This is a genomic window from Ahniella affigens (assembly GCF_003015185.1).
GTDB lineage: Bacteria > Pseudomonadota > Gammaproteobacteria > Xanthomonadales > Ahniellaceae > Ahniella > Ahniella affigens.
The window spans coordinates 90,572-112,983 of the sequence record NZ_CP027861.1; the positions used below are offsets into that span (position 1 = coordinate 90,572).

At 59.0% G+C, this 22,412-nt stretch carries 22 protein-coding genes; 7 read left to right on the forward strand and 15 right to left on the reverse strand.

Annotated elements, in window-relative coordinates; genetic code table 11:
- Nucleotides 1–204: 204 nt before the first annotated feature.
- The 3 genes from C7S18_RS23830 to C7S18_RS23840 are packed head-to-tail and all read right to left on the reverse strand — an operon-like array spanning nucleotide 205 to nucleotide 3,609.
- Nucleotides 205–2,031: a coiled-coil domain-containing protein gene (locus tag C7S18_RS23830; protein WP_106894244.1), complete on the reverse strand. Its 1,827-nt coding sequence runs from the start codon at nucleotides 2,029–2,031 to the stop codon at nucleotides 205–207.
- Nucleotides 2,028–2,621 (reverse strand): ABC-three component system middle component 2, encoded by a 594-nt coding sequence (locus tag C7S18_RS25215; protein ID WP_338022149.1) that lies wholly within the window; start codon nucleotides 2,619–2,621, stop codon nucleotides 2,028–2,030. The genes C7S18_RS23830 and C7S18_RS25215 overlap by 4 nt, the downstream gene beginning before the upstream one ends.
- Nucleotides 2,512–3,609, reverse strand: a complete 1,098-nt coding sequence (locus tag C7S18_RS23840; protein WP_106894246.1) for an ABC-three component system protein — start codon at nucleotides 3,607–3,609, stop codon at nucleotides 2,512–2,514. The genes C7S18_RS25215 and C7S18_RS23840 overlap by 110 nt, the downstream gene beginning before the upstream one ends.
- Before the next feature lie 777 nt (nucleotides 3,610–4,386).
- Here C7S18_RS23840 and C7S18_RS25470 point away from each other — a divergent pair.
- Nucleotides 4,387–4,857, forward strand: a complete 471-nt coding sequence (locus C7S18_RS25470) for a nucleotidyltransferase domain-containing protein (RefSeq protein ID WP_425481121.1) — start codon at nucleotides 4,387–4,389, stop codon at nucleotides 4,855–4,857.
- Nucleotides 4,858–5,861: 1,004 nt separating this feature from the next.
- On the opposite strand, the gene C7S18_RS23860 is transcribed toward C7S18_RS25470, so the two are convergent.
- Nucleotides 5,862–7,058: a DNA-binding protein gene (locus C7S18_RS23860; RefSeq protein ID WP_106894250.1), complete on the reverse strand. Its 1,197-nt coding sequence runs from the start codon at nucleotides 7,056–7,058 to the stop codon at nucleotides 5,862–5,864.
- 209 nt (nucleotides 7,059–7,267) lie between these two features.
- Between C7S18_RS23860 and C7S18_RS24340 the strand changes: the two genes are divergently transcribed.
- From C7S18_RS24340 to C7S18_RS23875, 3 genes are read left to right on the forward strand one after another with little or no spacing between them, the layout of a single operon-like run.
- Nucleotides 7,268–8,215 (forward strand): hypothetical protein, encoded by a 948-nt coding sequence (locus C7S18_RS24340; protein WP_146152116.1) that lies wholly within the window; start codon nucleotides 7,268–7,270, stop codon nucleotides 8,213–8,215.
- Nucleotides 8,202–8,906, forward strand: a complete 705-nt coding sequence (locus C7S18_RS23870) for an RES domain-containing protein (RefSeq protein WP_170113494.1) — start codon at nucleotides 8,202–8,204, stop codon at nucleotides 8,904–8,906. The genes C7S18_RS24340 and C7S18_RS23870 overlap by 14 nt, the downstream gene beginning before the upstream one ends.
- Complete coding sequence (locus tag C7S18_RS23875) at nucleotides 8,903–10,045, forward strand: tyrosine-type recombinase/integrase (RefSeq protein WP_106894253.1); 1,143 nt, start codon at nucleotides 8,903–8,905, stop codon at nucleotides 10,043–10,045. Before C7S18_RS23870 ends, C7S18_RS23875 begins: the two co-directional genes overlap by 4 nt.
- 144 nt (nucleotides 10,046–10,189) lie before the next feature.
- On the opposite strand, the gene C7S18_RS23880 is transcribed toward C7S18_RS23875, so the two are convergent.
- The gene (locus tag C7S18_RS23880) at nucleotides 10,190–10,537 is read right to left on the reverse strand and encodes a hypothetical protein (protein WP_146152117.1); all 348 of its coding nucleotides are present in this window, start codon (nucleotides 10,535–10,537) and stop codon (nucleotides 10,190–10,192) included.
- 419 nt (nucleotides 10,538–10,956) lie between these two features.
- Complete coding sequence (locus C7S18_RS24345; RefSeq protein WP_146152118.1) at nucleotides 10,957–11,445, reverse strand: hypothetical protein; 489 nt, start codon at nucleotides 11,443–11,445, stop codon at nucleotides 10,957–10,959.
- A gap of 254 nt (nucleotides 11,446–11,699) precedes the next feature.
- Between C7S18_RS24345 and tnpA the strand changes: the two genes are divergently transcribed.
- The 3 genes from tnpA (at nucleotide 11,700) to tnpC (ending at nucleotide 13,981) form a co-directional block, all read left to right on the forward strand.
- Nucleotides 11,700–11,978 carry an IS66 family insertion sequence element accessory protein TnpA gene (tnpA, locus tag C7S18_RS23890; protein WP_106894256.1) on the forward strand — a complete coding sequence of 93 codons (279 nt, stop codon included), beginning with the start codon at nucleotides 11,700–11,702 and terminating at the stop codon, nucleotides 11,976–11,978.
- Entirely contained in the window at nucleotides 11,978–12,319 is a 342-nt protein-coding gene (tnpB, locus tag C7S18_RS23895; RefSeq protein ID WP_106894257.1) for an IS66 family insertion sequence element accessory protein TnpB, read from the forward strand. Before tnpA ends, tnpB begins: the two co-directional genes overlap by 1 nt.
- A gap of 72 nt (nucleotides 12,320–12,391) precedes the next feature.
- Nucleotides 12,392–13,981, forward strand: coding sequence for an IS66 family transposase (gene tnpC / locus C7S18_RS23900; RefSeq protein ID WP_106894258.1), 1,590 nt, complete (start codon nucleotides 12,392–12,394; stop codon nucleotides 13,979–13,981).
- An 89-nt stretch (nucleotides 13,982–14,070) separates the two neighbouring features.
- Here tnpC and C7S18_RS25475 read toward each other — a convergent pair whose 3' ends face one another.
- The 9 genes from C7S18_RS25475 to C7S18_RS24360 all read right to left on the reverse strand — a co-directional run bounded on the left by C7S18_RS25475 (nucleotide 14,071) and on the right by C7S18_RS24360 (nucleotide 22,154).
- Nucleotides 14,071–14,481: a helix-turn-helix domain-containing protein gene (locus tag C7S18_RS25475; RefSeq protein ID WP_106894259.1), complete on the reverse strand. Its 411-nt coding sequence runs from the start codon at nucleotides 14,479–14,481 to the stop codon at nucleotides 14,071–14,073.
- A 151-nt stretch (nucleotides 14,482–14,632) separates the two neighbouring features.
- Nucleotides 14,633–17,005 carry an NHL repeat-containing protein gene (locus C7S18_RS23910; protein WP_146152120.1) on the reverse strand — a complete coding sequence of 791 codons (2,373 nt, stop codon included), beginning with the start codon at nucleotides 17,003–17,005 and terminating at the stop codon, nucleotides 14,633–14,635.
- Nucleotides 17,006–17,551: 546 nt separating this feature from the next.
- Nucleotides 17,552–18,454: a hypothetical protein gene (locus C7S18_RS24350; RefSeq protein ID WP_146152121.1), complete on the reverse strand. Its 903-nt coding sequence runs from the start codon at nucleotides 18,452–18,454 to the stop codon at nucleotides 17,552–17,554.
- On the reverse strand, nucleotides 18,451–19,029 hold the full coding sequence (locus tag C7S18_RS23925) for a hypothetical protein (protein ID WP_106894263.1): 579 nt from the start codon (nucleotides 19,027–19,029) through the stop codon (nucleotides 18,451–18,453). Before C7S18_RS23925 ends, C7S18_RS24350 begins: the two co-directional genes overlap by 4 nt.
- On the reverse strand, nucleotides 19,026–19,283 hold the full coding sequence (locus tag C7S18_RS24775) for a hypothetical protein (RefSeq protein ID WP_146152122.1): 258 nt from the start codon (nucleotides 19,281–19,283) through the stop codon (nucleotides 19,026–19,028). Before C7S18_RS24775 ends, C7S18_RS23925 begins: the two co-directional genes overlap by 4 nt.
- A 171-nt stretch (nucleotides 19,284–19,454) precedes the next feature.
- Entirely contained in the window at nucleotides 19,455–19,988 is a 534-nt protein-coding gene (locus C7S18_RS23935; RefSeq protein ID WP_146152123.1) for a hypothetical protein, read from the reverse strand.
- Nucleotides 19,989–20,066: 78 nt separating this feature from the next.
- Nucleotides 20,067–20,405 (reverse strand): hypothetical protein, encoded by a 339-nt coding sequence (locus tag C7S18_RS23940; RefSeq protein ID WP_106894266.1) that lies wholly within the window; start codon nucleotides 20,403–20,405, stop codon nucleotides 20,067–20,069.
- 72 nt (nucleotides 20,406–20,477) lie between these two features.
- Nucleotides 20,478–21,218, reverse strand: a complete 741-nt coding sequence (locus C7S18_RS23945) for a hypothetical protein (RefSeq protein WP_106894267.1) — start codon at nucleotides 21,216–21,218, stop codon at nucleotides 20,478–20,480.
- 255 nt (nucleotides 21,219–21,473) lie between these two features.
- On the reverse strand, nucleotides 21,474–22,154 hold the full coding sequence (locus tag C7S18_RS24360; protein ID WP_146152124.1) for a hypothetical protein: 681 nt from the start codon (nucleotides 22,152–22,154) through the stop codon (nucleotides 21,474–21,476).
- Between the last annotated feature and the right edge of the window lie 258 nt (nucleotides 22,155–22,412).

Here is a 22,412-nt window from a genome sequence, read left to right on the forward strand (position 1 = left end):
GAGCGAGGGTATGGATTCTGTTCAGTTAGATAGTTTTATCCAACACACAAAGTTCGCAAAGTAGCTGTGTCGTCAACCTCTACTCTGCGTTGCACGCGTAAACGAAGGCCAAATCGGGCCAGAAGGCTCTGCAGGCAACCTGCCAGTAGAGCGCCAGTATCGTACTTGGGCGCCTTCCGGGCTGTGGAATGTGCGCAGGTTGCTCTACAAGAGGCCGTAGCGACCGTTGGCGGGGTTGCCCGTGAACACCGTCATTGCAAGGAGGTGCTCCAAGGCCGGCGCCGGGTGTTGGTTCTCGATGATGACGATTTGGCTATCTCTCCCGTGGTGCTGAGCAAGATACTCGTAGAACCGTTCCTTCAGATCAGTTCCCTGGAGTTGGTAGTCATCGTCGCCCTCCGGCTTGAAGTATGCGAGCAAGGGGGAGTCAAGAAGGACGAATCCAGGATGAGGCAGCCCCCTCTCCTGACAGAATTCCAACAGTGCAATGTTGACTGCGGCATGCGTGATCGCGCGAAGACCCTTGCCTCGATTAACGCGATGCTTGCCATCAATGACAAAGTCAATTGTGGTCTTGTCAAAGTGAACATGACACGCGCCGGGGAAATTCCATGATTTGAGTACTGAGGATAGCTTCATCGACAGGGCGTGTGCGACAGTGTCTGGGATCCATGACCTCACGCGCTCGCCACGTGAGGCGGATTCAGCTACATCCTGCAATGAAGCTTTTCGCTCTTGGAGCTTCTCATGCCGTTCGAACAGATCGGCGCGCTTCTGGATGCTGGCTCGCGCCTCGACTAGCTCGGCAAATGACGACTGCTGACTCCGAACGTCTATCGTCATTGTCTTTTGAATCTCGGCGTCCCATTGCTGGCAATCGGTGTCTTTCTGGGCAATCGCGACTCCCAGTCCTTCGGCCTCTGCGCGGAGGTCCGAGACAGTGTCCTCAAGCTCGCGCATGAGCTTCTCAATCTTTTGGATCTCCGAAGCAGCAGCAGAAACTATTGAGTCGACGTTGCCGTCACACTCACTGTCAAGATGCTGAGCGTCTGGCTTAGCGCCGCAAAGTGGACAAGGGATTACATCCACGTGGACAAACAGCGAACCGCTCTCCCGAATTGCACGAAGGCGGTCAATGTCGACTGCGTAGTGCTGTCGAAGCAGGTCAAAACGCGCGAGCAACTCGTGTATCTCTCGAAGGCGGTCCTGCTTCTCGTTGCGGTCTTCGTATGCGAGGCGCCGTTGCGCCAATGCGTTGTCGAGCTGCCGCTGCGCTAGATCGAGACTATGGCGTCGCTCCGCGATCAAAGTATCCAGGCGCTCGATTTGGTCAAGTAGCTCAGTGCGATCGGCCCCGGAACTCTCAAGTTCTCTCGCCAAATCAGCCAACAGTTCGTCGATGATAGTGATCGAGTTCCCATTCACCGGCAGGTCAGGAAGAGCAGACACCACAGAAGCATCGTCGATTCCAGTGAGCAATAGCTTGACCGTAGCGAGGTTGACTGTCTTGGTTGTGAACTGCCCTGTCCAGAACGGTGAGATGCGCTTGTGAATCTCGTCTTCTTGCACGATGGCAAGCCGCGCTAGATCTCGAAAGCTGAGGCTTCGGGTTGTCGCATTCGAACTGCTCGTCAGAACGGTCTTACCTAGGAGACCAATTTTCTCGAGCAAGAACCCCGAGAGGTTGTCAGTTTCATCGCGCGTGTGCTTCTGATTGAGGATTGATTCATTCTGATCTGTGGACGCGAGGGATGCGAGCGAAAAATTGCCGCCTGAAGTTGAACGCCGAATCCGCCAGAGTTCGTCGTATCCGGCGCTCAGATGTAGCTCAATCTCTCCGTAAGAGGCAAGCTCGTTGATTTGGCGAAGCTTGGAGCCACCGAGCATGAAGTCAATCGTCTCGGCAAGGAAAGACTTTCCAGTATCAGAAGCACCGCAGATGACGTTTACGCCGGATCCGAGCTGCAGGTGCGATTCACGGTTAACGCCTCTGAAGACGACCCGGCGAAGCTGGAGATGACCATGAATCATGCTGTGCCTCCCGGCAGCTTGGTAGTCTGGAACTCGCTTGACCACCTCTCAAAGAGCCGGTGTGTGATACGGCGAATATCGTCGGTCGGGACCCCATCGAATCGGTTGACCGCCCAGTTTGCGCGTGCTCGTAGCTGGCGGGCATAGCGTGTAGTAAGAGCGGAAATGAAGGGTCCAGCGCTATCGTCAGCGTAGTAGCGAAAACCTTCGCCGGTTAAGTTGCGTCGAATTAGGCCTCGACTCATCATTAGAGCGAGTCCCTTTTCAATCAGGCCGCGCCTGACAAGGAGCTCGCCAGCGCGTAACGGCAGGGGAGCGTGTAGACTTGCCGGGCCTCCGGCATCGCCAGAGTGAACTACGAGGTAATCCAGTTCGACTAGCCGCTGCAGGTCGTACTCAGCCGGGTGCGCCTCAACTAGGATGGTGAGAGCGCGAACTCCTGTTTCAAGGGGACTGTTGAATGGGTTCTTGACTTGGGGACTAGGCATCTCCAGGCACCCATAGCAATCGATCTTCGTTGGCGAGGTGATGGCAGATGCCTTGTCGATCTTGAGTCTTGAGCGCAGGGAAAAGGGGGTTAGAAGCCGCATGTATTGCGGCGGCCTGAGTCATCGTCGCCTTCATGCGGGCTAGTCCATCCGTGTGAGCTGTCTCGCATATATCGACAACGCCCTGATAGATTTCCTCCTGCAGGGCATCAAAGGTCCCTTCAGGGACGTTATCGCGTGCAAAATTTTTCAGGGACTCGGCGTGATAGAATCTCTCGCGTTGTCGCAGGTAGTCGCGTTTAAGAGTGACGTGCGGGTCAAGTGCAGCGACGTCGGACAGAGTGACTCCCAAGTGGTCGCCGTACGCGTCAAGGATTTGGCGGAGGTATCGACTTTCGTTCGAGCGAGGACTGTCGGGCGGTAGTTCTGGAGCGAATCGGGGCGGTAGGCCGCCACCGAATCGTACCGCGTGAAATGGGGTTGCGCTGTGTTGCTCGATGATTTCGACTGTTGACCGGGAAGAAAAGATCGAGAAGTTGAACGCGTCGAAGTATGTCTTGAGGTCTCCGTCGAGAGTGACTTGGCGCGTGTTGGTGAGTCCAAGCAAGCAATGGTCATCCCAGTTCTCGGCAGCCTTCGTCTTCAGCGCATCTGGCCTGTTAAGTAGTTTCTCTAATGTTGTGCCTACGCCCTTTGGGCAGATGAAGTAGTGGAACCGAGGGGGCTTGTACTCACCAACAAACGAGTAGTAGATGATCTTGCCGATCTCGATCCAGATGTCGCTGGGGCGCAACGGGTGGTCATACCGCTTGCATTGGAAGTTGTCCCAGGCGCCCGAGAACCCGAGCGTGGTGCAGAATCCTGCAATGTCTACTCCTAAATCGCCCGCGCCGCCAAAGCGCCGCACCTTGAGGTAGTGCTGCTGGAGCGAACTGGCCCACTCTTCGATGAATGCTTCCCACTCATCGGGGCTGAAAATTGTGACGCGCTTGGCCTTGGGAATCGGGATTCCGCTGTGGACCTGGGTGGCCAAGGGCGCGGTGATCGGCGATGGGGGTAGGATTTCCTTCAGGTCTGAATCGGGAATCACGGTGCCCCCAAAAGCGACGAAACGTTCGGAGCGTGCCCGATTCCTAGGCTACATGTCAACGGCACTTCTTCTGACCCACTGGCCGAGTCAATGTGGGCGCTCTGAATAGCGCGAGCGTGCAATTGTCCCTGGCTTGCGTCTCGGCCTTGGTCGCCTGTTTTCGCTGGATGACGTGTGATCGTTGAAAAGTTCTCGCTATGATTAATCGCACCGTACTGACCGTGGATCCATGCTAACTCGCCTGAATCACATTACGCTTACGACTGGCCACGCCCGCTGGTCTCCGCGCTCGGAGGTTTCGGAATCGTTTCTGCGCGAGCTGGTGCCGATGATCCGGGAATGCGAGAAACATGGTGTCGTGGATTTGCCGACTCCGTCGGGCTTGATGCAACTGAGTCGACTGGAAGGGCCAGGCCCGGCCGATCAAACGGCGTGTTGGGCAATCCGGCCGCCTGGAGGACCTGCGCTGGTGACGATTGCGCTGGCTATTTCGCGGGACGCCGGGGTGGATATGTGGGCGATGTTACATATGATCGAAGAGCCCGGTAACCCGCGCAGCACGCGAGCCGGAGAGCCCGCTGAGGCCCCCTGGTTGGCAGTTATTCCGCATGTTGCGCTCGCGTTGTACCCGGATGCGTCAGCTTGGCTGGGCGATGCAGAGCGTTGCATTGCTTGGGCATGGATCCAGATGCAATCAGAACTTGGCAGCGGCTGCGGCTAGATGCAGCCCGCCGGCCTCAGTACAGGTAGTGCGCCCGGATGACTGCATTGCCCTCAATGACGGAAGGAGGCAGTTTGGGGATTGGCCTGTCTACGTGCTCACTGGGTCAAACAGATCCCCTACACGGTTTCAGTCAGATCCTACCTTTCATCGAGGAACTAGCTGCCGCAAGTCCGGATCTCAGGTCGGTCTGGCTCATTGGTTCGCGCGCGAACGGAACGTCAACTGAGCATTCGGACTGGGACTTTATTGCCATTGGCTCAGCAGAGACCCTGTTGTTCCTTCGAGGGGCAAAGCACCTACACAGGGAGAAGACGGACTTCTTGGTCGTAACGAACGGCGACGACTTCGAGGCGGCTTGGGGCGGACGTGAAAAAACAGGCTCACTGACCAAATGGCAATGGACTCAGCGCACCGAATCCGAGGCTGAGTACATGCAAAGTAAGTGGGTAGATGCAGAAGACGGCTCAGGGGGCCGGGTCACCCGCGCACGTGGGATTAGAGTTTGGCCTCGCAGCGCGTCCTAACCCCTCGTTCAAGCACGCAAGCGTGGGCGGCCGCTGCTGGGACGAAACACGACCAGAACCTGAACAGCCTGTCGGACCGCAGAGCCATTCGGAGGATTTCGGACCGCTTGGCTCGAATGCTTCGTCTGCATAGGCTGTCTTTCAGTGGCGATCTTCGGGAGTTGGGCAGAAAAGTGACTGCGCCAGAAGAGTCAAAGTCTCGGAGTCTCGCCCGGACCCCACGGCGACCCGATCCGTTCGGGTCTTGCGGGGTCGGCTCGTGCGCTGCAGCCTGATAGCTTTCGCGCCGGCGGGGTCTTCGTCATCCGTGACTCATTCGAAGCGACTGCGTTGACTCTGCGCTGAGTCTGTATTTCGAGATCAGCTCGCTGGCCTGTTGCAGGGCCTGCCTGGCGGTCGACGCACGAGTGCCGGCGATCAACATGCCCGCCCAGTAGCCGACAAGCGCGTCGTGGGTTGGGATACCCTCGGGGATGGGGACAAGAACAAGATCACAGTCAGGTGCGTCCAATATATGTGGGGAAACCCATCCGTCACACATCGCAATCCAGACACCATTAAGGTGCGGTACCTGTTTGATGGTTTGCCCTCAGTCCGCGTTGTCACACCCTATGCAATGGCATTCCTCCCGACTATCGTGTCGTTTCCGCTTATCGTGGCGCGAGCCAGCAACTTACCCGTAAATCGTGTCGTTTCCGCTTATCGTGGCGCGACCCAGCAACTCACCCGTGAATCGTGTCGCAAGTGCGCATTCGGCGGGTTCGTAAAGCTACAGAGAGTTGGCCAAGCCCTCGTTTGAACATGCTTTGCATGCTGGCGACAAAATTAGCGGGTTGCCGACCGGGCAAGTCCCGAATCGGTTGTGTTGCTGCGCGGTCAGGGTGAGACTGCCTGTATTTCAGTACTTTTCCAACGCCTTCGGGTGATCGAAGCGGTTAGGACGCGATATTTGTCCATTTCTGGTTGTACTGTATTGATTCGATTGCGGCCCCAGCAAGGAGAGGTCAGCCGCTCCTCTGGTCGCTGTTGTTGGACGTTGCGAGGAGTATCTGCCGGAGCACGGCCTCCATTGCCTCGATGCGCGCAAGTAGGACGGGAGGATTGCGTAGCAACGAGTCACGATCCTGGATGACGCTCCTGAGCTCTTCCCGCGCGCCCTTCAGTTCAACCTCGATCCGCTCAGCGACACGAGCATTTGCACTGAGCTGCGCGATCGTCGCCTGGTGCGTAATGAGGTCGCGTCCGCGGCAGTCATAGGAGGTGCGAAGCTCGGAGTGCTCGGTGCGAAGGAGCTTGAGTTCTTGGTCGAGTTGCTCCGCGCGCTTGACCGCCTGACCTGCAATGGCGAGCTCGGATCGAGTGCCGGCAAGTTCGACGTCGAGTTGCGCGCGCTCGAGGACGAGGCGATCCGCGCGCTGTGTTGCTGCAGTGGCCTCAGTTCTTGCTTCGTTGGCCAGCACCTTGGCGTCGTCGGCGCGGCGCGTCTCGGAGGCTAGCTGAACCCGGAGAGCGCCGAGTTCTCCTTCTCGGATGGCTAGGCGCTCGCGGACGGCGGCCGCGTTAGCTTCGGCGACATCCAGTCTTTCCCGTAGCTGACCGACCTCAACGACATGAACATCGCGGGCGGACAGCAGTTGTGCTTGGAGCGCGTCACGTTCCTGGGTGCGTTGAGAGAGCGCGGCGCGAAGCTCAGAGGCCGAGGCTTCGGCCGTGCCGAGCTGGGCAACCAACCCGGCTACTCGCTCGTCGATCACCCGCTCCTTGTGCATCAGGGCTTCCTCTCGCCCGTCCAGGCCGGCGCGGCGCTCGTCGAGCTCCCGCGTCTGGCGGTAGAGAAGTTCCTTCGCTTTGGCGGTGGCGTCGGTGAGCAGCAGATCCCAGAACTGCAGGAGCCGGTCCGGAACGGCTTGGCCGCGCTCCAACGTGGCTAGGCGCTGCGGCAGCTCCTTGCGGATCCACGCTGCGCGAACCATCGGGGTCAAGGCGCTGAGACTGCCGGCGCCGACCACGTCGCGCACGGCGCGTACGGTGGGCGGCACACCATGCTTGGCGAGCAGAAGCAGAATCTCGGAAACGTCAGTTTCGGTGACCGGGCTCATGGGCACGAGGCCGTGCTGTTGGCGCCATTCCTCGCGCACTTCCTGCAGGCGGTCTTCGAGGAGCGCCTCGATCTCGGCGTCGTGGTCGTGAGTGCTGGCCATCGGTGAGCTCCTCTCAAGGTTAGCTGATCGTAAAGCGGTTGCCCTCGCGCGCGCAAGTGTTACTGCGTTCGATGTTACGTACTGCGTTACACAAGGCGCCAGACAATACCAAATAATTGACGGTTATCCGCCAACTTGACAGGATAACGAGAATATTCTAGGATTGGGAAATCCGCGGCCGTTCGCCGCGATCAACAGGAGCAAGCGCGATGGCGCAGCCGCAGCAGCTCGAATTCGTCGCCGTCGGCGTGGACAACGCCGTACGGCTGACCGACAGCGGCGTGGTCGACGCGGACCAGGTCGAAAGCCTGCCGAAACTCGGCGCCCACGAGGTGCGCGTGTTCCGCCGCGCCCTACAGTACGCCCCTGCCAAGGGAAAACAAGCGCTGCCCGTGATCCAGGTCATGGAGCTGATGATGCGGCTCCCGCGGGCGTTGCGCTTTGTGATCGCGCGCGACGTGGCCAAGGCCCCGGTCGTGAACGTCAAGGTGCAAGGCTACATTCGAGTGCAGGGCAAGGGGCGATGGGAGCGTGTCGAGCCGCCGCCGAAGACGACGCTGGTCGAGTTGCTCGGCAGCTGGGTGCGCGGCTCCGAAGAGGACGAGGTCCTGCTCGAGGTCGCGGCCGCGGCCGACGAGCTGCGCGTCATCGTGGATCAGATCCCCGCGGAGCGCTCCGGAGCGGAGACTGCGGCCGCCGCCCTTCCGCAGGAGATCGACGGCAGCGCGGCGCGACGCACCGAGCTGGCAAAGGCCTGGCTGAACTCCGCCGGCGTCGCCGAGCTGCTCGGCCGTGGCACGGCGCGGGACCTGGCTTCCGGCTCACCTGAGCAGGAAAAGAAGCTCGAAAACCCGGCACAAGCCGCAGCGGTGCTGCGCAAGGCGAAGCGCCTGCTCGGCGTGTGGGTGCCGGCCGAGCGCGGTTACCGCCATCCGACGTGCCAGTTCGACCGAGGCGCCCTCCTCCCAGTCATCGAGGCGCTGCTGAAGATCCTGCCGCCCGGCAACGGTACGGGGTGGAGCCAGGCCGAATGGCTCTACAGCCCGCACGCACTGCTCGACAAGCGCCGGCCGGCCGATGTGCTGGCCACCGACCCGGATCGCGTTCTGGCGGCCGCGCAGCGCGAATACGGTGAGGAAACGCATGCCGGCTGGTAAGCCCTGGGTGTCCAAGCCGCCGGCGATGCGGCCGCTCGCCGTAGGACCGATCTACTGGCATGTCTACCACGCCGACTACCCGCCGTTGAGCGCCAACCCGTTCTCCAAGGCGCGCCTCGCCCTGGTCGATCCCGAAGGCGGCAAAAAGAGCCCGTTCGGCATGTTCTACCTGGCCAGCGACTTCGCCGGCGCACTATGGGAGGTGGTGCTGCGCTACGTCGAACCCGATGACGCGCGGAACGTACGCGTCGACATCGCGACGCTTGCCGGCATGCGGGCCGTGCGGTTGCGCCTGCGGCGTGACGGTGCGCCAGTGCTGGAGCTGGGCCAGCCGGGGCTGCGCATGCTGTTCGCCGCTGATAGTCCCGAGAGCGTTGCGGTGGCCAGCTTGATCGCCGAGCCCGACCACCACAAGACGCACACCGAAGCGGCACGGCTGCGCGAGGACCTGATCCGCGTCGGCGTCGGCGACATGCCGGTGCTGGCCTGGCCGTCACGACAGCACAACCCCTCGACCGTGTACCTCGCCTACGCACCGCCGATGGCCGCGGATTGGTGGGAGCTCGTCGACGAACCGCAACCGCTCGACACGCCGGCTGGTCATGCGCTCATTCGCGCCGAACTCGAACGCTGCGGATTCCACTGGGTACCGCTCGAAACGAACGCGACGCCACCGCCGGAGGAACCATGATGCCCGACGTCGACCTGCTGGTGGCAGACAGCCTGATCGGCGTGGATTGGTCTGACGCGCCCATCGAGGTGCGGCAGGCAACGCGCTTTGACGTCAGCACGGATGAACTGCGCAAGCGAATCCGGCGCTGGGAGACCAAGTTCGCCGCCGGGAATGCTTCCGCGACGGTCAAAGCCGTTCGCAGCGACTGGCAGACCTTTTTCGCGTGGTGTGATCGCACGGGCGTGCGCGCCGTGCCGGTGTCTGGGCCGGACCTGATGCGATTCCTCAACGACCAGGTGACGCTCGGGCGGCGCTTCAGCACGATCACGCGGTACGTGTATTCGGTGCGCGCAGTTCATACCGGTGCCAAGGCGCCCGATCCGACGCAGCACGAGGACTGGGCGCAGGACTGGAAAGTACTGAAGGCACGGCTACGCAAGGGGAAAAAGCTCGCGCCGCGCCAGACCGAGCCATTGTCGTCGGCGGACGTGCACGCCGTCCTCGGCGTCATTGAGGGGACCCCCGAGGGCACGGGCGCACGGCGGCGATCGAAAGAGGACGAGCGCCGCGACTTGCGCGACGCTGCGCTCTTGCGACTGGCCTCCGACACGCTCTGCCGAGAGTCGGAGCTCGCCGCGGTGCAACTCGAAGACTTCGAGCGCAAGGGCGATGGAAGCGGCTGGACGCTCTTCGTCGGCCGTTCGAAAACTGACCAAGACGGCGTTGGTGCTTACCGATTCGTGAGCAATGAAACGCACAACGCGATCTCCGAATGGTGTGCGAAGTCCGGCATTGAGGGTGGCTACGTTTTTCTGCCAATTGGTGGTCGTCCCAAGCGAGAACCGACGAACCAAGGCGCCGGCGGAGGAGAGATCGAGCCGCCGGCGCCGCACATCACGCCTGACCAGATTGCACGCATCATGCGTCGCCGGGCACTCCGCGCAGATATCAATCGGAGGATTACAGGTCACTCGGCGCGCGTTGGGTCGGCGATCGACCTGATCGAAGCTGGATTCTCGATGTCCGACGCGGCCTACGCAGGTGGGTGGGAATCCGAGCGCATGGTGAGGCACTACGCGAAAAAGGCGAAGGCCGGAAGCAATGCCATGGCGAAGCTGCGGGCAAAAACCGCAAATGGCATGGAGCCGCAGAACTAGTCGGACCTACGGACGGGACCGCGTGGCCGTCGATCGATCGCCCGGGTACGGTTAACCAGCTTAAGCAGAGAGAGAATGGTACCTATACCTCTGACCGCTTCGAGGCAGGCAACAAGTCTCGCTGCGCGAGGTTGCCATGCTGAATCAAACGGAAGGAAACGCACACGATATCAACGAACGCACCTCACCAGTCATCGCCTGCGAAATCTCGATCTTCAACACTTTCGCTCCTTGGACGGCTGGCTGCGAACAGGCCAACTTCGCGTCTATGGCATCCGAGCCGACATTCTTGTTCGTCTTGACCTTGAGGACTTGGGCTTCGAAAGCAACAAAGATCCACCCGAGTCTATCGGCCTCAAACGACAGTGCAGCCTCATTGACATAACCGAGGTAAGTGTCGAGCTCATGGTCAGTTGCTCGCTTGCCCAAGAGCAGGTACCCCAAATAGCAAGCGAACAACAAGCCTGCGATAGACAAAGGAATCCGCTTCATAGCCGTCAACTCGAGCCACCTATTCGGTACCCAATTCTTGCATAGGGACAGCAAACCAGCAAACGACCAGACGTCTTCTTGGCGATCCATGATGTGCAAGCCGAAGCAGCGGCTAGACCGTGCGAGCCAGGCGCTCCGAGAAGGTGCTTACATGGGTTAATCACGGACGGGCCGTTTTGGACCTTATTGGCGAAACCGTGACTGGTAGCAGCTGGCATGGTCGCGGTCTGATTTCCTCGACTATCGTTTGGCGGCATCGGATTTCGCGGATTTCGCGAACCGACAGGAGGCTCGCCAGTTGTCGGTTTGAGAGTGACTGTGCTCCGGTATCTCGGACACGTCGCTAAGAGGCTCTGGAGAGCTTTATCAATGTCGCGGCTCGCTATAGGGTGAACTCCACGCGAGCACACATCGCAGGATCAGCTCGAATCGCCGTAGTGACGCACGCGCACCCAGCCGCCATGACTCTCGATTCGACGGATAAGGGCGTCTTTGTCGACAAACTGAGGAACGTGGACCCCGGTCAGTTCATGTACTGCCTCTCGAAGGGCGTCAAGGCACTGGTTTTCGCTCGTATCGCTCGGTCGGATTACAATCTGCCTGAATTGATTAGGGCCAGAACAGATCTGGACGATCATGAATGGGTCGGAGTTAGGATTGGCCCTGGCCGATGCGTCGACCTTTTCTTTGATTTTCCAAAGAGCCTGGCCGAGGGCGAGTAGATCGGCGCTCAATCCTACAATTGCCATCCAGTTGAATACACTAGCGAAGACGACACCGGGCGCCGGTTGGCGACGGTATATGGCAACCTCAGGTACAAGTTCACTCACTTCACGCGCTATGGATGCATCTCGCGTGTCGACACTGCAGTTTGCAAGGCTTGCCGAAATCCAAACAACACCATTCATACCGAGCTCTGATCTGACATAGGAATTCACGTACCGTTCTTCATCGATGATGCGTTCTCCTTACTTCAGAATGACAAATCGCGCAACTCGCGAAGTCTATCGCTGCGGCACTATCGACACTTTTCCGATCTAGCAGAATAGATCAGCGCTTGAATTGCGCCATGGGCACCGCGCCACCGTAAGCGTCCGGCCAAGCCACCTTCCATCATCTGACTCGACCGCGCACGCTTGCGCATTTCTGCGGGGAGCTGGCGATGTCGAAAGAGAAGCTGTGGGCGAAGCGGATTCGGGCGTTTGAGCGGAGCGGGCTGAGTCGGCGCGCTTGGTGCGTTCAGGAAAAGGTACAGCTGTCGACGCTGGACTACTGGCGGTCTCGGCTGCGTCGGGCTACGGAGCCGGCGCTGGTTCCGGTGGTGGTGGACTCGACGTCGGCCGCGAAGGAGATTGAGATCAGGCTGGGCGATGTGCAGATGCGCTTGCCTGTGGACGTCGATGCGGATTGGCTGTGCCGCGTGCTGCGGGGCCTGCGCTGATGCTGCGCCCTACTGGCTGGTGGCTGGCAGTGAAGCCGATCGACCTGCGCTGTGGCATGGATCGGTTGTTGGTCCTGGTGCAGACGCAATTTGGACGCGACGGCTTTGATGGCGCGGCCTACGCGTTTCGCAACCGTTCCGGGACTCGCCTGAAAGTGCTGTGCGCGGACGCGCAGGGCGTGTGGCTGTGCACCCGCCGATTGCATCGCGGTCAGTTCGTGTGGCCACGAGCCGGCGCAGAGCTGTTTACGGTGAGTACCGAGCAATTCGAGTGGTTGATCGCAGGGGTCGACTGGCAGCGTTTGTCGGCGCGCATTGAGGATGTGCCGCGACTGGTGTGATGCCGCTGAAAAGCCCCTGGTCTGACGTCATCTGGCCATCGCGCGCACGCGTGCGCGAGGTAAATTGTGCTGATGAATAAGGCGGCGCTTGATCACCTCACCGAAGTTGAAAAACTGCGCGCCGAGCTCGCGCAGCGTGATGCGGTGATCGCCAGTCGCGATGCGGCAATCGCCAGTCTTGATGCGGTGATTGCCAGCCGGGAACAGGTGATCGCCAAGCGCGACGCCGAGATCCGCTTCAAGTCGGCGAAGATCGAGCAGCTGACGCACACCATTGCCGTGCCGCAGCGACTGCAGTTTGCGGCGCGTTCCGAGAAGTTTGATCCTGCGCAGCAGTCCATGTTCGACGCCGCAATCGGTGCCGATCTCGCGATGGTCGAGACCGAGTTGGAACAACTGTCGCCACCGCGCGAACGGGCGCAACCGAAGCGCCAGCCCTTGCCGCCGGAACTGCCGCGTGTCGAAGAACGCATCGAGCCGACGTCGTGCAGCTGCGGTGTCTGTGGCGGTGAACTGCACTGCATCGGCGAAGAGATCAGTGAGAAGCTCGACGTGAAGCCGGTCGAGTTCTTCGTGCGCAAGATCATCCGCCCGAAACTCGCCTGCCGCGGCTGCGAAACGATCCACACGCCGCCGACGCTGCCGGCGATCATCGAACGCGGCATCGCCGCACCCGGCCTGCTCGCGCATGTATTGATCAGCAAGTATGCCGACCACCTGCCGCTGACCCGCCAACGCGAGATGCTCGCGCGCAGCGGCGTCACCCTGCCAGTCTCGACCTTGGCCGAATGGGTCGGTGCCACCGGCTTCGCGCTGCAGCCGCTGGTCGATGCGTTGCGCAGCGAGCTGCACCGGGCGAGCGTGCTGCACGCTGATGAAACCCCGGTCCAGGTGCTGGCTCCGGGCAAGGGCAAGACCCAGAACGCATATCTGTTCGCGTATCGACGCGGAGAGATCGCCGAACCGCCGATCATTGTCTACGACTTCGCCGAAAACCGAAGCGGTGCCAACGCGCGACGATTCCTTGCCGACTACGGCGGGGCGCTCGTGGTCGATGACTACGCGGGCTACAAATCCCTGTTCCAGTCCACGCCGATGCGCGAACTCGGCTGTTGGGCACATGCGCGCCGCAAGTTCTTTGAGCTGCACGAGGCCAACCAGAGCACGCTGGCCGCAGAAGCTCTGACGCGTATCGCCTCGATCTATGCGGTCGAGCGCGAGGCCGAGGCAATGACCGCCGAGCAACGCCACGTGCATCGCGAGCAGTACGCGCGGCCAAAGGTTGAGGCCTTGATCGCCTGGCTCGCGGCTTTGCGCCCGAGTATCAACGGCGGATCCGCTACCGCGAAAGCGGCTGACTATCTGCTGCGAAGAACCTCGGCGTTCACGGCCTACCTCGACGATGGACGCTTCCCCATCGATAACAACCCGGTCGAGAATGCGATCCGGCCCGTGGCAGTCGGAAGGAAGAACTGGTTGTTCGCGGGCTCGCTGCTTGCCGGCCAGCGCGCCGCAAACGTCATGAGCCTGATCCAAACCGCCAAAGCCAACGGCCACGACCCACACGCCTACCTGCGCGACGTACTCACCCGACTGCCGACGCAGCTGAACAGCCGCATCGGCGAATTGCTGCCACACACCTGGCAGCCGGCTAGTTCCTAAGCACCGTCGCCGCCGAAGTGGAAGGTGGGCTGGCCGGACGCTTACGCGCCACCTTGGCGCAGCTCTTGACATTCGCCCTTGTCACCCAGCTACTGGCGAGTGTTCTTGGCCAAGTGTCTTGCCAGCTCCCTCTTCCCCTGTGACCTAATCCATGCGAGCCGATGCAACTGGTCGTCACTCGGCCTGGCCGTGCCCGCAAGCCATTTGAGCAGAGTAGGAACACTGGTTTCGACCAGGTCCGCCATTTGCGCCATCGTGAGGCCCTTCTTTGAACGAAGAATCGCTAGCCGCGATGGAGAAAAACGGCGCTGTTTGTTCGCATCGACGGGCGTCTTACTGCTGACTGTAACCTGGTGCCGGAGCGATCTAATGAGGTCCCTCGTGTTGGCAATCTGACGACGTTGGTAGCCGATCGCAGTCCTCAGAGGTTGAATCGACCGGTTCAGCTCGATTCGCGTGATGCGACGAATCTCTTGCTTCAACAGTGTGCCTAGGTTCACTGTATAGGCTCCCGCTCTGAGGTGACTGTGAGCCTAGCTGACCGGCGCCGAAGGTTCAATGCGCTAAGCGTTTTGCCGGAACGGTCAATGTCTCAGCAATTCGCCGGAGGCTCGGTGTAGAGCCTCTCGGTGACTGAACACTTGCGGTGCGTTACCGTGGCCAACGACCGGAAATTGGAATGTCCTGCGCAGCTTCTGCTGGTGGCACAAAGTCCTCGAAGCTATCGCTGAAAACAACACCGGGTTGAGCTGGGGCCAACGAGATCTGGACTATTCCGGATTGACTGTCAAGAAAGAACGACTTCGTCACCGGATCGAAGACCCCAACGCGATCTTGTCCAGAGCCATCCCAATCGCCGGCGAGGGGACGACTGTTGGCAGGTCCAATGGCGCTGGTCCCATCCAAGGAAACGGAACCCTGTGCAAGCTGATTCGTGAACCTGAACAAGCCAGTTGTGGGAACATATCGGGCTTCCGTGATCAAGCCATCGGAATTCCAGTCGCCAAACACTGCTTCCCCTGCAGGCGAACCGAAAACATACAAGTACTGAGCCCGGGTGGCGAAAATCTCGTCGTAAAAGCGCGTTTCACCGATGATACTTTCGTGACTGGTGATGTCCGACAGCCCGTCAATGTTCCAGTCAGCCGTTGCATACCTTTCGCCAAAAACGCCGCCTGTTTGTCGCACCGAGTTCGCAATCGAGATGTTGTCCCATCGATCCCATATGTAGACCACACTCTCTCGCTGTAGGCCCGGCGTGTCGACTCCATCACCGTTCCAGTCGCCTATGACCGGCAGATCGCCGGGCTCCGCATCGGGTACCGTGAATGAAAGATCTGGCGTGCCAGTGGTAGCGGTCCTGCGCAGCAAGAACGTCTTGGTACTCGGGCGGTAGACACCGATGCCATCAATGCCGCCGCGAAGCGCACCATAGACGTTCACGACGCCGGAGTTTAGGAAGCTAACGTAAACTCGGCCAACAGCATCGATCGCAACGCCTTCGGGATTTGCGGGCGTACTGAATTCCGACAAGAAATCGCCCTGGGCGCTGAATTGCACGATGCGATGGTTTCCGCTGTCCGCTACGAACACGCTTCCGCGTTGGTCAACTGCAATCCCTCTAGGGTTGTTTAGGGATGCAGTCCCAACAATGCCGGCGCCGAAGTTAGATAGGAAATCAGTTCCGTCAAATTCCACAATGCGGTTGTTGCCAGAGTCTGAGATAAACGTCCGGCCGCTCCTGAGGTCGAGACTACTCGCTGCGGGTTGGCTAAGCTCTCCATCCCCGCTTCCTTGAGAGCCGATGGGCTGGAAGAAACTGCCTGGAGTCCAGGAGACAATTCGGCCGTTTCCGGAATCAGCAACGACAAAAGTCCCAAACCTTGCCGTGAGCATCATTGGCATGTTGAGCTCCCCAATGCCAGCGCCTTGCACTCCAAACTGATTTTGATAGGTACCAACTGAATCGAACTGCTGCACGCGGTGGTTGAGAGTGTCGGAAACAAACACCCTATCATCGGTGGTGACGGCAATCCCGTAGGGCGTATTGAACTGCCCGGGGGCGCTGCCTTGTGAACCCCACGAAGCGATCAGTGCGCCGTTGCTATCGTACTTGTGCACGCGAGCCTGAAGTGGGCTCGTGACATAGAGGTTGTCAAAGCGATCGAGTGCTATTTGCCCGGCTGATGTAAGAGTGGTTTGGAATGTCTTGATCAGCCGGTACTCGCGAGCTGCGTTCCCGATCTGAAATCCAACAATGAAACTCTGGTCGTTGTCAGCAACCATTACGAGCGGGCGACCCTTGGTATAGCCCGGACTCCGCGGATTCAAGATTGCAATGCCCCGAGCTTCACGGAGATTGTTGGCGTGGTTCCCAGGGTGTCGAGAGGCTGCGTAGGCGACCACGGTATCGCCGGCCCTATTGATCGCAAGCAGCTGGCTAGTGGTCGGCGATACCGTCCAAATCAAGTCGGACTCGTCTACTGCGACGCCTTTGGGACTCGCAACGCCGGAACGAACGACTCGCAGAAAGACGCCATCAGCTGAGAAGGCCACAATTCGGTTGTTGTTGGTGTCCGCAACGTAGAGATTTCCGAACGAGTCTAGTGCCAGGGCCGTTGGATCATCCAGTTGACCATCGCCAGAACCTGGTGAGCCAAACGTAGCGAGGGGAGTTCCATCAAGGCCGAACATCTGAATTCGATCGTTCCCAAGCTCGCTCACGTAGATGCGGCCGTTGCCCGGGTTGTAAGCCAGCCCAGTCGGCGCGCTCAGTTGGCCAAGCCCGGCGCCCCCGGTGCCGAATTCTGACTGATAAGCGCCATTGACGAGGCTCAGTCGCTGAATTCGATTGTTTCCTTGGTCGGCGACGAAGAGGTCAGTGCCCACGACCACTGTTTGTTGAGGCGACTGAAACTGGCCGCCTCCTGTTCCACCGCCGGCGATGCCGATAGTCCGAGGACATCCGCCTCCGATAAGGTCAACCTCACATTCGCGAATAGCATTCGTCGCCTGCTCGGACACATAGAGGAATCGATCACTGGATGTGACGTGGGTCGGTCGATCAACGAAAGCCGGGCCGTTAGCAGGTAGCAGTGTTGGCAGCGGAGCAGCAATGCCTACAGTGCCGGCGATTACGGCTGAACAATTCAGAGCCCCGACGATAGTGAGCGCTGCAAAAGTGGCAACTCGGACAGGTAGTTTTCGCACTGGTAATTGACCCCAAGGAGGTTGGCAACAAATTGTAACCGCGGACTCTAGCAACGCGGGTTTGAATAAAGCCTAACCGTCGCCGAGTAGTTTCCTCCCGCACAAACCTAGGGAATTTCCGGGCTTTTCAAGGGAATGAGTTCATCTGTGCGCGATGGCAGAGTGGTCTTCGCTCTCCCTCGAAGGTTGTATGGCGAAGTTGGCTGCCTCGGGATGGCTCTCTGGCAAACACCGCGACGAGTGCTTGAAATTGTTTGTTGCCGAGAGGACCGCAGAAAAGCGAAACCCCGCCGGTCGCCCGGCAGGGTTTGGTTGACGTGTTGGAATCAGCACTAGGGTATTGCGCCTATCGCCCAACCCCTAGGCCGGAGCGGTGGAATTCTGAAAGAACTGTTTCAAATCAGGCCGCCATTGCGACCATCTGTCGCGAAGCGCAGCTTGAAACTCCTCGTGAGCAAAGGTAGTCAGGTACTCATTGAGCTTTTCGCAGACTGGGGTTGGGACACGCACGTCAAGGTGTTCGCTGAAAAGAGTCAGCAACACAGGGCCGACTCTTGCTTTGAGACGCGACGAGAAACCGCTGGTTGCAGAGGCAAGCATTTCGATCGCCCCAGTAACCTGGCTGTGTTGATCACCCTCGAGCCATGCGCCGAAAAACGCCAAGGCGTTCACCAGTTTCAAGACACGATCGTGACTTCCATGGGGGAGCCATCTTGTGGTCTTGTCGGAGTACACCTGTGAATTCACTGGAACTTTGAAGCTGGTTGCACCAGGCCGAACCGTGACGAGAGATTTCGCATTGCCTCGGCGCAAAGATGGCGCTAGAGCCCCAAACGGTAGTGATTGGACAATTTGAACTGCAGCCTGTCGATGTGCGGCTGTTTGGGCATGTTCTGGTCGATAGGTTACGCAGAGCATCTCCCAATGGGCGGCGGCATCGAAAGGCTGGGCGAAGTTCACCTCAATGGCCACACGACCAAAAGCGAGGGCATCGATTGCGAGCTCTTCAAGCTTGGCTCGGAAGACGTCGTCTATGGATCTCCTCCGGTAGCCCTCGTGCGCTACTGCTGGCTCAAACGGATAGCCGTATTCTCTATGCTTCTTGGCGTAGTTTGTTGTGAGGCTGTCCCAGGTAGATGCTATGCATTTGGCATCCCGCCAAGCATCAATGATGCTGCTGGCGCGCTGATGGACTTGATCTCGGTCGGCAGAACCTGGCCCATCTCCATCTGACAACTGCAGAGATGATTCGTCAAGGCTCATACGGTTGGTTCAGTCCGAGTGACACGGAGTGTCGGATGGTCACGTGATTCAAGGTCCTCCAGGAGATCGGCCAGATCCGGGGAGTCAATGTTGGTTGGACGAGAGGCGAGCCCTTGATCGTCCGATGGACGCGGAATATCAAAGGCATCACCCAAGTGCTCGCGGGACAGCCATGAGATTGCCTGAGTGAGTGGGCCGAGATCGGTGATCGCGATTCCGAGCCTTTGAGCCAAACAGGCTTCACGGGCTGAAGTCTCGTCCATTTCGGGATTCTCTCCCTGCAGAGCCAATGCTAGCGCTTCGGTCTCGGCGTCAAGAGATGATCCGTCGAAGTACACTGCATCCTCATCGGGCACAAAGACACTGGAGTGGCGACAAAGAAGTTTGGCACCTCTATAGAGCGGATACTGCAAGCCGGCGTCGTCAAACTCTGTGTGCATGTCAGGCTCAATGGTGGCTACATTTGGCACGAGACTCTGAACGACAGCAAAGGCTGCTGCGCGCAGCTGAGCGTGAGCATAGTCAAAGGCAGCGAATGCGGTCTGAAGACGCGTACAACAATTGTCGGTGGTCATGAGCGTTGTGACTCCTGACCTGAATGGTGATCGCCGATCGCATCAGCGTGGTCGAGCGCCCAGACAACTTCGACCTGGGAAGCCCACTTCATAAATGCCTCGTTTCCACCAGATGCACGCTCTTGCAATTCAGCGTAGCTGACCGTGCGCATCTCATCGGACCAGCAATCCACATAGAAGCGTTTCAGATTGGCAGAATTCGGCCGCGCAAGCCGCTCCATCGCTGCCACAGCGTCATCATCGTTGAATCCCATGTCAACGGCAGTTCGAATTGCGTCGCCTAGCGTGAGGCGCTTTGTATGCGCAAACAAACTGAGTAATGCCGCGCCGAGACGGTCGCGCGCGTCGGTGGACTCAGCGAGTCGGTCGACAAGTAGTCGGCGGAACTCGCCTTCTGTACGTGTTGTTTGGATGGTCATGTTGCATCACGAGGTCTGTGTGGGAGCATCGTTGCCGGTGTCACGAGCCGTATCGCGCGCCAAGGATCCAATCTCATGTCGGCAAGTAATCAACTGAACTAAGAAGTCTGCTGTTGCCATGAGAGACCGGGCTTGCACGTCATTGATGCCGAGGTCATTGCCGACTCTCCGGATGACGGCATCGACCAGCCGCTCCCCAGGTTGGGGCGACGCGCCATAGAAATCTCTGGTCTGCCGATCACCGACTATGAGTGCTTGTCGTGAGACAACAGCGAGGCCTGGGACATCGTAACCAGCGCACGTATTGGATTCGAGCCAGATTCCGCGGAGCCGTTCGGCACGATTGCCGGAGTCGTCGAAGTCTGCTTCCACTTCTGGCGACACCGCGAATACGTTCGGGACGATCGCCTTGAGAATGCAGAACGACACGCAGATGGCTTGGGCATAAGCCTCATATCGTTGCTGCGTGAGCTGCTGAAGTCTGTCTAGTGAGGACTTGAGATCCTGGGCACTCGCGTGCCCGACTGATGAAGGGTTCATATCGGTTCCTCTGGGAGCCCGACCGCGCCAGCGGCGCAGTTCGGGCTTTGATTGAAGTGAGGGTGACTGAGTGCGCCCTCAGGGCGCGACGAGCGTCTTTGGTTTGCCGATTTGATCAATCGCGAAGCGTGGGCTGTCGGTGACCGTAATCGTTCCTTGGCATGCCTCAAAGCGGTCTGACTCCACCCGAATGATGTGCTTCAGCACGGTTCCGAATGGTCTGGGACGGCCTTTGAAGCGGACGAGCGGCAGTTCGCTGGGGCAAATATCGGTAATCTCGACAGTGTCATTGCGTTTCGTGAAGCATGCAATGACTTCCGAGATCTCCGTTGGCTGAAGTGCGGCTGCGAGCGCGAGGCGTGCTTCGGCACTTGAACAGGAGGTGGCTGGTTTGTATTCGAGCTGACTCGATTCCATTTGGGTTTCTCAAAGGTTGAACGAGATGCTTCTCTGACGCTGAGTGCGTCCAGAAGGCGTCACGTGCTTTGGTTAGGGGAGCAAATGCGCGGCCTTGGCTCCAGCAAGCGCGCCATAGGCATCTGAGAAGTCGAGACCTTCTGTTCCGTGCCACTGGCCCTCTGTACAGCCTGGCAGAGCGATACCGACGCCTTCGAGCTGCTCGATCAGATCGGATAGGGAGTGGGCTAGAACCCTGGTGATATCCATCGGAAGCGCGTTTTGGGGTGACTGACTGGGCTGAGACTGGGACACTGTCGACGCCGATGCTGTAAGCGGGGCGTCAGCGTTAGCGACGTGGACACTTTCGCCCCGATCTGCCGAAAGCGATATTTCATCGTGAGTTGAGTAACTGTCCGTGAAATAGTCGCGGTGGTCGAGAACAAGCTCTCCTGCAGCAAATACCGATATCGACCCTGATCCACCATCATTGTCCTCGTAGCAGTCACAATTATTCTTGCGTAGTACGAGATCTTGGAGGTGCTTGCACATCTCGTAGAACGTTCCCTGTCTGATTGCGTCGGAGGACGGTTGACCATCACTCCACTTGAACACGCCTGGGAATTCGGGGTCTACATTGAATTCGTCCTGCGAGTCTCCGCTGCCCGCGTAGTCCATTTCGATCATTTCCACACCGTTCGTGCGCATTGTGTCTACGATCAATTCGAGGAGGACCCGAATCTGTGCTGTGAGGCTGATCGAACGGGAGGCTTCGGTCAAAGCTGCCTCTTCGGGCGTGCTTTGGTCGCACCGGGTTTCCGTAAGTGTTTCCATGTGAGTTCCTGATGACTGCTGAAGCAGTTGCTGCCTTTTTGGGGTGTGAGAACGGCGCTATTGAGCCGTGTACTTATTGCGTCGATGTCGCTCGACGAACGTTCGGGCTGTTGCCCAGATGCTGATCTCAGCCGTCTACGGCCGACTCAGATGAGGATCCGGGGTGGGTTCGCAGCAACGATTCAGTAGCAGCGACTCTGGATCACGCAGGGGCACTTGGCCCCTGCTGATTCGGAATCGCTCCCTGGCGGGCGTTCACCCTGAGATGCACTGTGCCGCTGAGTAGAGGGCTTCCGCGGTGGTGTCATCCACTCGCAGGAAGCTCGGTTCTCGGTTGCCTTCATACTGCGCTTGACACAGCCATGTAAGAATCACGTGGGACTCAAGCGAGCCATCAAATGCGACCGTCAGTGCCGGTGATGCGTTGGCATCCCAACGTACTCGGCTACGTCCAAGCTTGGAGCTGATGAGGCTACTATCAGTGAGAGGATGTGCGCCGCGAGCTCGGCGGCATAAAGGCAATCCTGCCTTACTGTTCCATTCGTCTGGCAGCTCAATCGTGAGTGAGTAACCGAGTGAAAGTGAATCGAATGGTGCTGCGTGTTTCAACAAGCCGCGGTACAGCGAGATGTAGCGTTCGGGAGTCACGTCGCGACCACGAAGTTTTGTGAGTCCGGAGTGGGCTCCCTGTGCGCTGTAAACGGCTTGGGCTACCACGTTGTATTGCGTACCTGCAGCGGTCAGGAACCACTTCCTAACAATTTGACCTGAGTTGGTTCTGGTGCTGGTGCTTCCGACTTCGGCAAACACAAGGTATAGCTCGTCAGGTAGGCGCAAAGCGAAGTCCAAATTGTCGGGACAGCGCTTTCTGATTTCCTCACCACCGATGGTGCCAAGGGATATTGCGAAGTGGCGATACTCGACGGCTGCGCTCACCGGCACGCTCCTCGAAGGCGAGACGAAAGTGGGAGCGTCGGGGCCAACCAGGTAGCCAGTGCAGGAGCGTGCCTTGCCGGGCGGATCCAGAGAGGATGAGTCATGGGGGTCTCCAAAAGACAAGGAGGACACCCTGCCCGAGGCAACGTGTCCTCGGGAAATACTTCGTGATGGCAGCTACCCGCTGCAGGGAATTGCCGGTAAAGGCTATCAGGAGTGGATTTGGTAAAATTCTGGCGAGTTGCGCGGATAGTAAAG

What these genes read in the sequence shown, in the direction of transcription:
- C7S18_RS23935 (WP_146152123.1), bottom strand. Translation starts at nt 19,988, where the DNA reads ATGAACCCTTCATCAGTCGGGCACGCGAGTGCCCAGGATCTCAAGTCC.
- C7S18_RS23940 (WP_106894266.1), bottom strand. Translation starts at nt 20,405, where the DNA reads ATGGAATCGAGTCAGCTCGAATACAAACCAGCCACCTCCTGTTCAAGT.
- C7S18_RS23870 (WP_170113494.1), top strand. Translation starts at nt 8,202, where the DNA reads ATGCCGGCTGGTAAGCCCTGGGTGTCCAAGCCGCCGGCGATGCGGCCG.
- C7S18_RS23875 (WP_106894253.1), top strand. Translation starts at nt 8,903, where the DNA reads ATGATGCCCGACGTCGACCTGCTGGTGGCAGACAGCCTGATCGGCGTG.
- C7S18_RS25470 (WP_425481121.1), top strand. Translation starts at nt 4,387, where the DNA reads ATGACGGAAGGAGGCAGTTTGGGGATTGGCCTGTCTACGTGCTCACTG.
- C7S18_RS23860 (WP_106894250.1), bottom strand. Translation starts at nt 7,058, where the DNA reads ATGGCCAGCACTCACGACCACGACGCCGAGATCGAGGCGCTCCTCGAA.
- tnpB (WP_106894257.1), top strand. Translation starts at nt 11,978, where the DNA reads ATGCTGCGCCCTACTGGCTGGTGGCTGGCAGTGAAGCCGATCGACCTG.
- tnpA (WP_106894256.1), top strand. Translation starts at nt 11,700, where the DNA reads ATGTCGAAAGAGAAGCTGTGGGCGAAGCGGATTCGGGCGTTTGAGCGG.
- C7S18_RS23830 (WP_106894244.1), bottom strand. Translation starts at nt 2,031, where the DNA reads ATGATTCATGGTCATCTCCAGCTTCGCCGGGTCGTCTTCAGAGGCGTT.
- C7S18_RS23945 (WP_106894267.1), bottom strand. Translation starts at nt 21,218, where the DNA reads ATGGAAACACTTACGGAAACCCGGTGCGACCAAAGCACGCCCGAAGAG.
- C7S18_RS25215 (WP_338022149.1), bottom strand. Translation starts at nt 2,621, where the DNA reads ATGCGGCTTCTAACCCCCTTTTCCCTGCGCTCAAGACTCAAGATCGAC.
- C7S18_RS24350 (WP_146152121.1), bottom strand. Translation starts at nt 18,454, where the DNA reads ATGAGCCTTGACGAATCATCTCTGCAGTTGTCAGATGGAGATGGGCCA.
- C7S18_RS24345 (WP_146152118.1), bottom strand. Translation starts at nt 11,445, where the DNA reads ATGAATGGTGTTGTTTGGATTTCGGCAAGCCTTGCAAACTGCAGTGTC.
- C7S18_RS23925 (WP_106894263.1), bottom strand. Translation starts at nt 19,029, where the DNA reads ATGACCACCGACAATTGTTGTACGCGTCTTCAGACCGCATTCGCTGCC.
- C7S18_RS24775 (WP_146152122.1), bottom strand. Translation starts at nt 19,283, where the DNA reads ATGGGATTCAACGATGATGACGCTGTGGCAGCGATGGAGCGGCTTGCG.
- C7S18_RS23880 (WP_146152117.1), bottom strand. Translation starts at nt 10,537, where the DNA reads ATGAAGCGGATTCCTTTGTCTATCGCAGGCTTGTTGTTCGCTTGCTAT.
- tnpC (WP_106894258.1), top strand. Translation starts at nt 12,392, where the DNA reads ATGAATAAGGCGGCGCTTGATCACCTCACCGAAGTTGAAAAACTGCGC.
- C7S18_RS24340 (WP_146152116.1), top strand. Translation starts at nt 7,268, where the DNA reads ATGGCGCAGCCGCAGCAGCTCGAATTCGTCGCCGTCGGCGTGGACAAC.